Raw genomic sequence first — 13,625 nt, forward strand, 5'->3', positions numbered from 1 at the left:
CGCTCCATTCACTCCTTTCCTTCTATTCTATCATTATTCTCTCATGCTATTTTAATCCAGACCTCATCATAAATTTATTTTCTATTGTTAGATTCAACATGAGAAATATTTTCCACGGAGGGATATAAAATGAAAGTTGTGATGATACCATCGGGTTTCAAAGAGTGTTTGGATCCATGTGATGTAGCCGCAGCAATGGAGAAAGGGGCACGTCGCTTTAATGACGACTTTGATGTTGAGGTTGTGCCAATGGTTGATGGAGGGGAGGGATTTGCGGAAACCCTCATTGGCTTAAAAGGCGGAGAGTTGATTTATAGAGAGGTAACGGGGCCAGTAGGAGAAAAGATCATAAGTTATCTTGGAGTCTTCGTTGAAGGTAATAGAAAAACAGCTGTTATTGAAATAGCAGCTGTAGCCGGATTGAAGCTTGTACCTCAGTTTTTAAGAAACCCATTACAAACAACATCATATGGCGTTGGAGAATTGATTCTTTCAGCGCTCGATCTAGGAGTAGATCATATTCTGATTGGATGTGGAGATTCCGGAATATCTGATGGTGGTGCCGGAATGGCCCAGGCATTGGGGGCAAGGTTTTACGATCAGGAACATCTGCCTTTATCAATTAAAGGTGGGGGCGACCTCATCAAGGCTCGTTATATTGATCCTGGCAACTTAGACAAGCGATTGGGTGAAACCCAGATTGATGTTGCTTGTAACTGGCAGAATGTCTTATGCGGTGAAAAAGGTGTTGCCCGTGTTTTTGGTCCCCAAAAGGGAGCGACAGGGGAGCAAGTTGAACTGTTAGTGGAAGCTCTAGACCATTATGCATGTCTTATTGAGGAGGCGGTATCGAAGGATGTCCGATCGTTGCCAGGAAGCGGCGCCTCAGGTGGATTGGGGGCTGGTCTAATCGCCTTTGCGGGAGCTGTTTTACATCCAAGGTTCGATCTTATCGGAAATTACATTGATATTGAACAAGCGATAACTAAAGCAGATATCGTCATTACAGCGGAGGGCAGCCTGGATTCCCAGACAATATCCGGGAAAGTTCCATCCGAGGTTGCTCGCATTGCTAAAGTTCACAATATACCTGTCATCATTATTACAGGGACAATAGGAAAAGGGGCAAAATTAAATTATCGTGCAGGTATTGATGCGTACTTAAGTATTACTCAAAAGCCGACTTCTCTTAAAAAAGCAATGAAAAAAGCACCACAGTGGATCGAAGAATGCACAGAAACTGTATTAAGGCAGGTCATCATAGGTTATCAATTGGCTGAAAAAAAGGGTGGTGCATTATATGCTCAGCGGAATGGACGGGTATTACAAAAAAAGTAATGAACTCAATGTCTATTCGTTAATGGCTCAATTATCCACTAAAACATTCTTTGCAATTAGTTTACAAATCCTCATTTTCATATTGGTACTGGAGATAGATGATCTGACTTATAAGGGTAAGGTTTCTTTAATAGCCTTCCTATTTGCCATGGTGTATTGGATCACAACAAAAATCCCTGCAGGGTTTGTAGCGATGGCAGCCATTGTCTGCATAATTTTAATGAGAGCGGCAGACGAAGAATTGTTGTATCAGGCACTGGCTCAGGAAGTGGTGTGGCTGATGATTGGAGCATTTATCATCGGGGAAGCGGTTAAAAATTCCGGACTTGGAGATCGGCTGTGTCAATTCATTATGAATAAGGCTAATAAAAAGGGTAACTTGCTTTTTGCTCTTGCACAGATATTACTCGTTTCAGCATTTTTTATTCCATCCACCTCAGGAAGGGCAGCGTTATCCTTGCCCATCGTAAGGCAAATAAGCAAGGGGTTTCATATCGAGGAGAAAAGAGCCTTGGCGATAATTGTACCTGTAGTTATTTTAATGAGCACTTCTGCAACGTTAATAGGGGCCGGTTCGCATTTAATTGGTGTCGCATTGCTTGAAAGCACAACGAATCAGTCAATTTCTTATGTTCAATGGTTGGTATGGGGAGTGCCTTTCACTCTTATTGTGACTCTGTCCACCTACTTAATTGCAAAATGGCTATTGTGGCCAAAAAGTACTGAAGAGGAAGAGGTTCATAGTTATTCTGTTGATCATACTACCAGAAGTAAAAAGCCTATGGATGAAAAGGAAAAAAGGGCATTAACCCTAATTGCAGTACTGACCCTTGGGTGGATGACACAAGGGCTTCATGGGTATGATATAGGATTTGTTACGATAATGGGAGCCTTATTATTTATGGCTCCCAGTTATGGTGTGATTAGCTGGGGGCAAGGTATAAAGTCCGTTTCTTGGCACTTAATTGTATTTGTTGCTGCAGCCACAGCCATGGGAAATGTGCTAGTGGACACAGGAGTAGTAGAATGGATGGAAGGAGAAATGATCTCAGTCTTGCATTTATTTGAGAATGCACCGGAATGGGTCATTATCTTTGTTATTTTACTTGTTACGGTGACAAGTCATTTGTACATTCACTCTCACACTACACGTGCAGTGATTTTTATTCCGAGTTTAATTGTTTTCAGTGAAACGATGGGGTTTAGTCCTTCAGCGGTAGTTTTTTTAAGCCTGGTTGGTATGAATTATTGCCTAACGTTCCCTGTCAGCTCTAAAGCACTGCTAATTTATTATGAAGAAGATGAACTTTCGTTCGATGCTGAGAAATTATTCAAATTAAGCTTCGTACTCATGCTTCCTTATATCTTGCTTATGATGATATTCTATTTTACTTATTGGAAATGGACAGGCATGCACCTATAAATATTCAAAGTTCACAAAGGCTCATCGTCCCCTCATTCGTACTCAGTTCGGAACATATTTAACTGCAGGTCCTTAGATAATTTCTTAATAAGAGCACCCCCAGCTGTACTGTTTCCTTTTTTGTCAATCGCGGGTCCAACAACGCCTATACCCATACGGCCTGGTACAGCTCCAATAATACTGCCAGAGACACCGCTCTTACACGGGAACCCAGCTTCAACAGCGAATTGCCCGGAGGAGTTATACATTCCTGAAGTCATCATAATAGCTTTCACGGTTCGCAAGTGGTGGGGAGGGATTAGCTTTTCGTGGCTGCCGGGTGCTTTTCCACCGCGAGCCAAAAAAAGGCCGACTTTCGCAAAGTCATCGCAGCACATCATCACAGCATTGATGCGGAAATAGAGGTCAAGGGCTTCTTCTACATCTGTAATGAGGGCTCCAGTGCTTTGCATGAAATAGGCTAAAGAGCGGTTCCGTGCTCCGTTTGCGATCTCGGCCTGATATACTTTTTCATCCATTTCGAGGTTTGGATTATTCGTTAGGTTTCTTAAAAAGTGTAAATAACGTTCAAAGCGGTTATCGTTATTGCCGCCTTTTATTAAGGAGCAAACAGCAATTGCTCCAGCATTCACCATAGGATTAAAAGGTTTAACTTCGTCATGAGATTCAAGGGCACTAATGGAATTAAACATCTCCCCAGTAGGCTCCATACCAACCGCTTGAAAGACTCGTTCCTTGCCAAAGTCCTGTAAGGCAAGCATGAGCGCGATGATTTTGGATGTGCTTTGCATAGGGACTTTATGCGATGAATCACCGGCTGTGAATTGATCCAGGGGTGGTGTAATGATAGATATCCCCAATTTATCTCTTAATGTCTCGTCAAAATTAGGAAGTGCCGTATTTACATGTCCATTAACGGCATAAGGTCTGCTGTCTTCAATTACTTTGTTCAAATAGTCGTTTGATAGTTGTTTCATAAGATAACTCCTTAGTTTAGGTGGTAGAGATATGTACCCTATTATGGTAAAACTAATTACTTTTAAAGTTCTCCTAATTTGATTTGACAATTCATGGATTTCATATATCATTTAGTTAAATAATTTTTACCGTAAAAAAGGAGTTAACCGATGAAAGACATACAACTGCTAACCACCCATGATCAGCTCAAAACATTAAGTGATCCTTTTCGTTCTCAATTGTTGCTTCGCCTAATGGAAAAACCCATGACAGGACAGCAATTATCAGAGGTTTTTGACTTATCAAGGGCTCGAATTCATTATCATTTAAAAGAACTTGAGAAAAATGATTTGGTCCATATTGTAAAAAAGGAAGAAAAGAACGGAATTGTCCAGAAATTTTATCAGTCGGTATCACGTGGTTTTGTTGCGGATCGCTCATTGCTGCCTCATACAGAGGAGATGAGTGAATCTATTCGACAGATGATGATTAATATGTTGGATCGCTCGCAAAGACGGGTGTTAAGTGCACCGGAAGAAGCCTTACATGAGGGAACCGGTTCTCAAGACCCAACGGATTGGAAATATTTATCGGCATCATTCGAATTCAAGGCGACAGAAGCTGATTTCAAAGCCTGGCAGAAAAAATATTTTGCGTTGATGGAGGAGTTAAATGATATACAGAAGCAGACTCCATCGCCAGATGCTAAAACGTATTATTTTCATTCATTAGGGATTCAAGTTGATGAACCATTATTTGAAAAAAAGTCTGAAGAAGAAAGCTGACTCAGGCTTTTCTTTTTTCAGCACAGTAAAATTATTTTTACTGAATTACTTTTTTTATCTGAGAGGTGGTTACGATGGAGGGATTGCAAGCAGCGAAGGAATTGGAGTGCTCGAGACGTTCGTTATTTAAGACTAAATCATTTGTTATGTTATGGGTGGCTTCTTTATTTTCTAGTTTAAGCATGTCTATATTTATGTTTGTGCAATCGTGGTATGTGGTGCAAGGATTAGGGCTCGAGACTGCTTTAGGCATAGTACTTATTTCTCTGTCTGTTCCGAGAATCATTTTTATGATGGTGGGGGGTGTGCTTTCCGATCGAAAGGACCAGGCAAGAATTATGTTTTGGTCAGATTTATCTAGAGCTTCCCTTGCTTGTGTGCTGGCTATCTTGTTTGTATTTGCCCATCCGCTCCCCATTTGGGTGTTGGGCGTTAACGCAATAGGGTTTGGAATACTGGGAGGGCTCTTTGAACCTGCGCGGGACTCGATTTTACCAACTGTGGTTGAACCGCAAATGCTCACACGGGCAAATTCGGTTCTTCAAGGGACCATGCAGACAGCTCTTTTTGCCGGACCATTACTTGCCGGTGTCATTCTAGGTATAGCTGGGTACGGAACATTATTCTTACTTATCGGTAGTTTATTGGTGTTGGGATCATTGTGTGTAGTATTCGTCAACACTGATAAAGCAAAAAAAGGGATTACAGAGCAATCCAATAAGCGTCCCGGATTTTGGGTTCAATTAAATGAGGGAATTACGTATTTATGGAGTTCAACACTGCTTAGAGCGTTGTTTATTGCAGCGATTATTGTAAACTTCTTTATGTCAGGTCCGTTGTTCATGGGTCTGCCCATTTTCGTTGAAGGCGTCCTTGATGGCAATGCTCTTGATTACAGTTACGTGCAAGGTGGTTTAACATTTGGGATGATTCTTGGTTCGGTCATCATGGGGATCATTAATCTCCGTAGAAAACGAGGCTCCTATGCTCTATTTTTGATGGCGGCTCAGGGAATTATCATGATATTATTCAGCCAGGTCAACATGGTTTGGCTGGCGGTAGGGGTTATTATCTTCGTTGGACTGCTGAATCCTGCAATCAATATACCGCTAATCTCCATGATTCAAGAATACACTGATCCAGACAAAATAGGCCGAGTGATGAGCCTGATCCGAATGGCCTCCTTTGGATTAATGCCGCTATCTTATGCAGCGGTATCTTTCTTACTTAGACTGGAAATTTCTATTCAAGTGATTCTCTTTTGGAGCGCCTTTCCATTAATGATTAGTGTGGTTGTGCTGTTTGCCTGTTTTCCAGTCCTTCGGAAAGAGAATTAAAATGGTAGACCAGGTCATCCTTACATTGGGTTACATACCAATAATTGTATGACCTGGTCTTCCAATTATTTGCATTAAAGTGAAGCTTAAAGTTTCCTTGCTTTGACCATCCATTCGTCTATTGAGAATTCAGTGATTTCTCCAGCCTTTTGCTGAACAGCAAAGTACGTTTTTACAGCAGCATCTGCGTTCTGTAAATAGTTCGTTACTTGGTCTTTATCAGTTTCATCTTCAAGTGTCCGATTCAACCAATCGGTAAATGGCAGCTTTTTTTTGCGTTGTAATTGATGTTCAAGCTGAAATCCATTTTCTCTAAATAATTTTTCCCATTGAGAAATCTTCAATGCTTTAACATGACTGTGATCTCTCATTTTTTCGAGTGAATTGTAGAAGTGATCCAGTTCATCGTCTTCCGGGGCTATATTATCGATCATAAGAAAATATCCGCCTTTTTTTACTACACGCTGAACTTCTGAAATAAATCGTTCAGGGTGAGGAAAATGGTGTGGGGCAATCCTGCATGTTACGATATCGAAGCTTGATTTGAGAAAAGGCAGTTCCTCTGCGTCGGCAATTACATAGTGGATGTTATCAAATAATGACAAGTGAGAAGCTGTATTCTCAAGCATTTGTTCGGTTAAATCAGTTGCAAACACAGTCTTCACATCAGGGCTTAATTGCCGGGCGACATGTCCCCCGCCTGTTGCAATGTCTAAGGCAGACCATGCAGGATCCGGCTTAAGCCACTCTGTAATTAAATTCAAATCTGTCTGGTTGTTATGAACCTGGCTCTGCACGTAAGCTTCATTATTTTTAGAAAAGGTCTCCTTCACACGTCGTTTAGTCTCATCTTTCAAAATTCGCCACCCGCTTTCGAGAAATGTGTTACTTCTATTGTAAGCAATTGAATAGAATAAGGATAATACACAAATTAAATATAGAATGATAAACAAAGCTTATTGTTAATGAAATGGAAATGAATGGATGACCTGGTCTGGAAATTGGAAGTTGGATACTATCAATACGTCTTGCACTTGTCGGAAAAATACTTTATACTTTTCAATGATAATGATTTTCATTATCGTGATAAAAATAATTCTCATGTTTACATATATAGGGAGGATTTTTGCATGGCAAAGCTAACAACTAAACATGTAGATATTGCTTATGGTGACCATCGAGTGGTGGAAGATTTAACATTGGATATTCCTGAAAATAAAATTACATCTATTATAGGACCAAATGGATGTGGTAAATCCACCATCTTGAAGTCACTTGCAAGGATCCAATCTGTTAACAGTGGCTTTGTATATCTGGATGGCAAGGCTATTAAGAAAGAGTCATCGAAGCAAATAGCAAAGAAGATGGGGGTATTACCTCAGTCACCTGAAGCTCCTAATGGGCTGACGGTTGCGGAACTAGTTTCTTATGGACGCTTTCCCCATCAAAATGGTTTTGGCAAACTAACCAAACATGATTTTGAAATCATACAGTGGGCGATTCAAATTACAGGAGTTTCCGAATTTGAAAACCGTCCCATCGACTCCTTATCCGGAGGGCAGCGTCAACGTGTATGGATAGCTATGGCTTTAGCTCAGGAAACGGAAATTCTAATCTTGGATGAGCCAACGACCTATTTAGACCTTGCTCACCAGCTCGAGGTCCTCCAGTTGCTTGAACGGTTAAACAAAGAAGAAGGCCGGACGATTGTGATGGTCATTCACGATTTAAATCAGGCCGCCAGATTTGCTGATTATATTGTAGCCATTCATAAAGGGGAGATCATCAAAGAAGGTACACCCGAAGAGGTTATCGAGAAAGACGTGCTTCGAAACGTATTTCAAATTGATGCAGAGGTCGTTACGGACCCAAGAACAAAGAAGCCGGTCTGCCTTACTTACGATTTAGTAACTGAACAATCGCGTACCTATACAGAAGATAAGGTCGTTGCATTTATGTAAATGAGAAACCCCTGGGCTGACAACAAGGCCCAGGGGTTTCTCTGTATTCACTTCATAGCTTATTTCTCTCCTCATATACTAGTCCAAGGGGGAAAAACTATGCGATTGCTGCAGGAATTTAGGGAATTTGCTGTCAGAGGAAATGCGGTAGATATGGGTGTTGGAGTTGTTCTGGGAGCAGCCTTCAGCGGGCTGATCGATTCGTTTGTTTCGGATATATTATTACCACCCATCGGGGTGATTCTAACGAAAATGAACTTTGAGAATCTCTACATTAGTCTTACAGGGGAAACGTTTGCATCGTTAGCTGAAGCGAAAGTTGCTGGTGCAGCTACCATAAATTATGGAATATTTATTACAGCTTCCATTCGCTTTCTTCTCGTATTATTTACCGTTTTTCTCGTAGTAAGGCAAATCAATCGTTGGAGAAAACCACATAAGAGTCCAATGGATTCTTTGATGAAAAAGGAATGCCCTTATTGCTGTTTGCCAATTCCTCAGCCTGCTATTGTTTGTCCAAATTGTGCTAGTACATTATCTAATGAAGAATCAGAGCAAAGTCCGCGTTGGTTTGTTAGATAATTAACGTTCATGAGGCCTCAGCCTTCTAGTTAGTATGGTCTTCACACTTCTTTGAGTGTTCTTCGGCTATCCAATTAATAAATTGTAATTCTTCCTTTTTCAGTGATCTCTCAAGTTTAGACTCGAATTCTTCAATCAGAGATTGATAAAAAGCTTCCTGATTCACAATTGGGTCACCTCTCAGGTGTTAATGTTTAATAGTGCTTCGTGCTTACTTTAACATAAAATGTGCATAAATAGTGCATCCTTATTAATTGTTTATATAAAGTTTAAAGTATGGAAAAAACCCCCACCTCAGGTCATCCAATAATTGGATGACCTGAGGTGGGGGTTTTTGGTAATTTCTACTTTTTTTGGTTGGATGGTTCAGGTACTTGGAATAGTTCCTCGAGCCAACCGTTTTTTATCATTAAATCTACTCCGTCCTTGGCATAAAGACCAATTTCCACAGACAACCTTTGGTAGGTAAACATCAGATCATATCGCATGCTTGCAGTTGATGCGGACGAATAATTAGCTTGTCCCGCTGAGCTCAGCATCGTCATTAAGAAAACGATTAATCGGTTGGTAAACACAGGGGTAGTTGATTTTGTAATCATACAGCTTGATGGAAGAGCAGGGTTACTATCAGATTCTTCTAAGGTATTGGCAAAAGGTTTTTCTATGTCTTTTTGAGATTTGCTTTCCTTTTTCCATATAAGGTTGTATCTCTTTCGATGTCGTTGTTTGTGCAAATGCCTTGCATAATACTTCACCGATCAAGTTCGTTTTTGTATTTTCAAACAAGTGAGTGATTTCAACGGTATTTAGGGAACGCTTGTGGAAAGGGCTAAAATATTTATGGGATTCTACATATTTTGTCTCATTCTCTAGCCCTGAGCAGGCTACCATATTTCTTCTTCAGTTTCCGATCGTTTCTTAATTTTAACTTCCTCCCTGAACAGCAGAATGAAAGGTATAATCATAAGCCAAAAAATATAAATAAATATAAAAAATTTCGCAAACCCTTCCAATAGAAAAAATACACAAACGAAGAACGCTGTGAGTATTAATAATGGGCTGGTATATATCAGGACTTGAAACATTGGTTCCCTCCTTATCATTTTCTCCTATTATCCTTTCCTTACTGGTATAAATTATTACTATGGGGTGAAAGATAAATATAGCTAATTATGTACCATTCATACGTGCAACATAAGTAAAAGACAGCATGGTGTAGAAGAAGGAGATTTCTAATGTTTAACTGGTTGAAGAAAAAGAAGGGGAAAAAAGACAATCGAGATACTCAAAAAGAGCTGCTCAAAAATAAGCAGCAAGAGCAGTCCTTTCAAGGGTTATTTGAATTGGCGAACCATTCTAAGGATTTTGTCGTTTATCATCATACTGGACGGACTAAATGTGTTCTTTCCTATTATAAGACTCTTAGTGGCTCTAAATTTCTCAATGACTCTATTTTACCCCCCTTAAAAAAACATACGTTATTCACGTTAGAAGACATAAAAGAAAAAGTGCCTGTCGAAAACGCCTATATCACAAATGATTTGAAGAAGATTAAAGAAAATATCACCCAGGGATTCGTCATAATTAGATTGAATGAAAAGGATGAAGAAGTTCTTCTTATCCCAGCCACGAAAAATGAGGGGCGATCCATTAGTATTCCGGAAGTAGAGTACAGTGTGGTGGGGCCAAAGGAAGCGTTTGTAGAAAATTTGGATCAGAATATGAATCTTATTCGAAAACGTTTGCCCATCCCAGAGTTAACGATGAGGGAAGTATCCGTTGGGAACCTAACTAAAACACGGATAGCGGTTGTGTACGTCGATGGGATTGCTAATAACGAAAACGTTAATACCGTTCTCCAGCGTTTAGACGATATTCAGTATGATCAGATTATTGACAGTTCTTTTATTACCCAAATGATATCGGATAACTCTAACTCTCCCTTTCCGCAATCATTAGATACTGAACGACCGGATCGTGTAGTTGGAACGCTTGTAGAAGGAAAGATTGGCATCGTAGTAGACGGATCACCGCATGCTTTAACCGTGCCGACTACAATCACTGAATTCTTCTCATCTTCAGATGATTACTTTTTACCATGGCATTTAGCAACAGCCTTCCGTTTGATCCGACTATTTGCAATTTTTTTCTCCGTATTAAGTACACCTTTATATGTAGCCATCTTAACGTATCACCATGAAATGATTCCTCAGGAGCTTCTAGCGACGATAAGTTCCTCAAGAGCTGATATCCCTTTTCCACCAATTCTTGAGGTAATCATCCTCGAGCTAACGATAGAATTATTAAGGGAAGCCGGGGCACGTCTCCCAAGTAAAATCGGCCAAACCATTGGTATTGTTGGCGGTATCGTTATTGGGACAGCCGCAGTTGAGGCCGGCCTTACTAGTAATGTGCTGTTAATTACAGTCGCATTAGCAGCGCTCGCGTCGTTTACAACACCGGTCTATCAAATTGGTAATACGGTCCGTCTTGTTCGTTTCCCTTTTATCGTTGGAGCACAAATGTGGGGATTAATTGGGGTTTCGATGTGTATGGGGATATTTCTAGGGCACCTTATGAATTTGCAGTCGATCGGAAGACCCTTTTTCGCACCTTTATATCCGCTTAGGTTTCATGACTTGAGAGATGCATTTATACGTTTGCCATTTAACCAGCAAAAGAAACGGCCTATGCAAATGCGACCGGTCCATTCAGCCCGATTTAATCCGGAATTGGTTAAGGGAAAGAGGGATATTGATGAATAAACATTCGAGCTCTATTGAAGGCCTCTCCATCCCTGAAAACCTCCTGATCACACCAACATATGTCTTTTTCTTAATCCATGCGATGCAAGTTGGCGTGGGGATATTGGGGTTTGAAACATATATCGCCAAATATGCTGGTTTTGATGCATGGATTTCGATACTACTAGGCGGTTTAGGGATTCATGTACTGTTATGGATGATTTACCATATTCTTCAGGATAGTAAAGGAGATATCGTATCAGTTCATAAGAATATATTCGGTAAATACCTTGGCGGTTTTTTCAGTTTAATGTTTAGCCTCTATTTCCTGCTGCTAACTTTAACAGTACTCAGATCATATATAGAGGTAATTGAAGTATGGATTTTCCCTGAGTTGCAGCTTTGGCTATTTACATTTGTATTTGTTCTAATTGTCTATTACTTTGTGAAAAGTGGATTCCGTGTCGTTACCGGTTTATGTCTGATCAGTGTTATTTTGGCGCTTCCCATTTTACTCCTAAAATTCTTTCCCATTTTGGAGGGAGATGTGATGAATCTCTATCCAACCGTTGACCATAGTGTTGGAGAGATTCTTCGAGGCACGCAAAAGAGCGTGCTTAGCTTTCTCGGGTTTGAATTATTATTAGTTTTCTATCCCTTCATAAAAAACCCGCATGCTTCTAAAAGTTGGGCCCATTTCGCTGTGTTTTTTACAGTCTCTATATACTTAATCACAGCCATTGTATCGTTTGTTTATTTTAGTGAAGGTCAGCTGCAATATGTCATCTGGGGGACTATCACCCTTTGGAAAATTGTTGAGTTTCCATTTATTGAACGGTTTGAATATATCGGTATTGCCATGTGGTTCTATGTTGTCTTGCCGAATATAGCTTTGGCACTATGGGCAGCAAGCCGGATTCCAAAACGTGTTCTAAAGATTAAACAAAAATATGTGCTGGCCCTATTTAGTATCATTCTTATTGTGGTATGTTGTATGTTTACGGATCGTCAGGCTATTGACAAGCTCAACAGTGTGACCAGTAAAATCGGGCTTTACGTATTGTTGTACATACCCGTTTTATTCGTTCTATCGAAAATCATGGTTAAAGTGAGGAATCGAGATGAAGCATAAGTGGTTATGTCCAACAATCATCGCATCGTTAATGTTACTTACAAGTTGTATGCCTAATGTCAGTGTGGAAGATGCAGCAATTGTCCAAATAGCCGGGTATGATTTTGTTAATAAAGATAAAGTAAAAGGAACTTTTGCGGTTGCCCAGTATACTAAAAGTGAGCAGAAGACATCTGCTAACGAAGTCTCCCTAACGACCACGGCTAATACTATTAAAAATGTCCATGCTAAGCTCCAAAGACAATCTTCCAGGCCAATATCGACCGGGAAGTTGACGATCGTTTTATATGATAAGGAACTTGCTAAGAACGATATGTCCAAGTTTATTGACTCCTTAAGCCGCGACCCAAGAATTGGCAGAGATATTCTACTCGCGATTGTAGATGGAAATACGGAAAAAATGATTAAAACAGAATATAAACAAAACAATACGACAGCAGCTTATATGAAGGGTATGATCGAGCATAATATGTATAGCAACTTCCCAAATACAAACTTGCACAATTTCATGCAATCCTATTTTGGAAAGGGGGTTGACTCCTTTCTTCCTCTTCTAGAGAAAGTAAACAGTCATATAAAGATTAAAGGAATTGCATTTTTGAGTGACGGTCGTTTAGTTCATTCGGTCCCTTATTCAAAAAGCTTATTCTTTAAAATGATGAAGGAAGATGTAAGAGAGGGAATGCAGGAAATGAACTTCCAGGGGGAAGGAATTATGATGGAAAGTATCAATTCAAATGTGGATATTCATATTAAAGGAAACACAGAGAACCCTGAATTTATAGTTAAAATCAAGGTGAGAGGCATTATCAACGAAATTTCGAATTTGGCCAGTGCTTCAACCCCTCCTCTCGTTGAGAAAATGGAGAAGAGCTTCACCAAATTCTTCGAAAAGAATTGCCAGGCGTTAATTCATGAGTTTCAGGAACAAAATATTGACCCTGTTGGTTTTGGGAATGTCTTAAAGAACCGCAGAAGAAATGTGGATATGAAAAAATGGAAGGATCAATACCCTGAAGTACCGATTGACGTGAAAGTAGAATTAGAAATTACCGAAACAGGAATATCATCTTAAGCAAAAGTGGACACAATTTACTAAGATATTGTGTCCATTTCTTTCGGAAGTGTTAAAAGTCAGCTTAAACATTTCCCGGGAAATAACGACTTGGTTTAACAAAATTCGAAAAGAGGCTGAAATAAAATGGAATGAAGCATAAAATGATCCGAACTTATTAAAAATCAGTTCGGATCATTTGTGTGTCAAGTAAGGACTTTTACCATAGCTCCGGCAAAACACTTCGCTTTCCGAGGAAGCTGAGGCTTGTGCTTTTCTCGCAGGGTATTCCATAATTTGATATCATTGCTT

14 protein-coding genes are annotated in these 13,625 nt (G+C 39.9%); 9 read left to right on the top strand and 5 right to left on the bottom strand.

Annotation, left to right across the window (positions count from 1 at the left end; all coding sequences use genetic code 11):
* The first annotated feature begins 129 nt into the window (after nucleotides 1-129).
* The gene (locus tag B5354_RS01710; RefSeq protein WP_079525349.1) at nucleotides 130-1,338 is read left to right on the top strand and encodes a glycerate kinase family protein; all 1,209 of its coding nucleotides are present in this window, start codon (nucleotides 130-132) and stop codon (nucleotides 1,336-1,338) included.
* Entirely contained in the window at nucleotides 1,301-2,761 is a 1,461-nt protein-coding gene (locus tag B5354_RS01715; RefSeq protein WP_079525351.1) for an SLC13 family permease, read from the top strand. The genes B5354_RS01710 and B5354_RS01715 overlap by 38 nt, the downstream gene beginning before the upstream one ends.
* 32 nt (nucleotides 2,762-2,793) lie before the next feature.
* On the opposite strand, the gene glsA is transcribed toward B5354_RS01715, so the two are convergent.
* A complete protein-coding gene (gene glsA / locus B5354_RS01720) occupies nucleotides 2,794-3,738 on the bottom strand; it encodes a glutaminase A (RefSeq protein ID WP_079525353.1) in 945 nt (314 codons plus the stop codon).
* A 150-nt stretch (nucleotides 3,739-3,888) separates the two neighbouring features.
* Between glsA and B5354_RS01725 the strand changes: the two genes are divergently transcribed.
* The gene (locus B5354_RS01725; protein ID WP_079525355.1) at nucleotides 3,889-4,503 is read left to right on the top strand and encodes a winged helix-turn-helix domain-containing protein; all 615 of its coding nucleotides are present in this window, start codon (nucleotides 3,889-3,891) and stop codon (nucleotides 4,501-4,503) included.
* A gap of 74 nt (nucleotides 4,504-4,577) precedes the next feature.
* Nucleotides 4,578-5,840 carry an MFS transporter gene (locus B5354_RS01730; protein WP_079525357.1) on the top strand — a complete coding sequence of 421 codons (1,263 nt, stop codon included), beginning with the start codon at nucleotides 4,578-4,580 and terminating at the stop codon, nucleotides 5,838-5,840.
* Nucleotides 5,841-5,926: 86 nt separating this feature from the next.
* On the opposite strand, the gene B5354_RS01735 is transcribed toward B5354_RS01730, so the two are convergent.
* On the bottom strand, nucleotides 5,927-6,697 hold the full coding sequence (locus B5354_RS01735; protein ID WP_079525359.1) for a class I SAM-dependent methyltransferase: 771 nt from the start codon (nucleotides 6,695-6,697) through the stop codon (nucleotides 5,927-5,929).
* 273 nt (nucleotides 6,698-6,970) lie between these two features.
* On the opposite strand from B5354_RS01735, the gene B5354_RS01740 reads away from it, so the two are divergent.
* Both B5354_RS01740 and mscL read left to right on the top strand, forming a co-directional pair.
* The gene (locus B5354_RS01740; RefSeq protein ID WP_079525361.1) at nucleotides 6,971-7,801 is read left to right on the top strand and encodes an ABC transporter ATP-binding protein; all 831 of its coding nucleotides are present in this window, start codon (nucleotides 6,971-6,973) and stop codon (nucleotides 7,799-7,801) included.
* 99 nt (nucleotides 7,802-7,900) lie between these two features.
* The gene (mscL, locus tag B5354_RS01745; protein WP_079525363.1) at nucleotides 7,901-8,383 is read left to right on the top strand and encodes a large conductance mechanosensitive channel protein MscL; all 483 of its coding nucleotides are present in this window, start codon (nucleotides 7,901-7,903) and stop codon (nucleotides 8,381-8,383) included.
* Nucleotides 8,384-8,408: 25 nt separating this feature from the next.
* Here mscL and B5354_RS20370 read toward each other — a convergent pair whose 3' ends face one another.
* From B5354_RS20370 to B5354_RS21015, 3 genes are all read right to left on the bottom strand, one after another.
* On the bottom strand, nucleotides 8,409-8,549 hold the full coding sequence (locus tag B5354_RS20370) for a hypothetical protein (RefSeq protein ID WP_176142380.1): 141 nt from the start codon (nucleotides 8,547-8,549) through the stop codon (nucleotides 8,409-8,411).
* Nucleotides 8,550-8,727: 178 nt separating this feature from the next.
* Nucleotides 8,728-9,117, bottom strand: coding sequence for a DUF3231 family protein (locus B5354_RS20630; RefSeq protein WP_425432083.1), 390 nt, complete (start codon nucleotides 9,115-9,117; stop codon nucleotides 8,728-8,730).
* Nucleotides 9,011-9,274, bottom strand: coding sequence for a DUF3231 family protein (locus tag B5354_RS21015; RefSeq protein WP_079525367.1), 264 nt, complete (start codon nucleotides 9,272-9,274; stop codon nucleotides 9,011-9,013). The genes B5354_RS20630 and B5354_RS21015 overlap by 107 nt, the downstream gene beginning before the upstream one ends.
* Nucleotides 9,275-9,618: 344 nt before the next feature.
* On the opposite strand from B5354_RS21015, the gene B5354_RS01765 reads away from it, so the two are divergent.
* From B5354_RS01765 to B5354_RS01775, 3 genes are read left to right on the top strand one after another with little or no spacing between them, the layout of a single operon-like run.
* The gene (locus B5354_RS01765; protein ID WP_079525370.1) at nucleotides 9,619-11,148 is read left to right on the top strand and encodes a spore germination protein; all 1,530 of its coding nucleotides are present in this window, start codon (nucleotides 9,619-9,621) and stop codon (nucleotides 11,146-11,148) included.
* A complete protein-coding gene (locus B5354_RS01770) occupies nucleotides 11,141-12,259 on the top strand; it encodes a GerAB/ArcD/ProY family transporter (protein ID WP_079525372.1) in 1,119 nt (372 codons plus the stop codon). Before B5354_RS01765 ends, B5354_RS01770 begins: the two co-directional genes overlap by 8 nt.
* On the top strand, nucleotides 12,249-13,334 hold the full coding sequence (locus tag B5354_RS01775; protein WP_079525374.1) for a Ger(x)C family spore germination protein: 1,086 nt from the start codon (nucleotides 12,249-12,251) through the stop codon (nucleotides 13,332-13,334). Before B5354_RS01770 ends, B5354_RS01775 begins: the two co-directional genes overlap by 11 nt.
* The last annotated feature ends 291 nt before the right edge of the window (nucleotides 13,335-13,625 follow it).

Source organism: Halobacillus hunanensis, from assembly GCF_900166655.1.
Lineage (GTDB): Bacteria > Bacillota > Bacilli > Bacillales > Halobacillaceae > Halobacillus_A > Halobacillus_A hunanensis.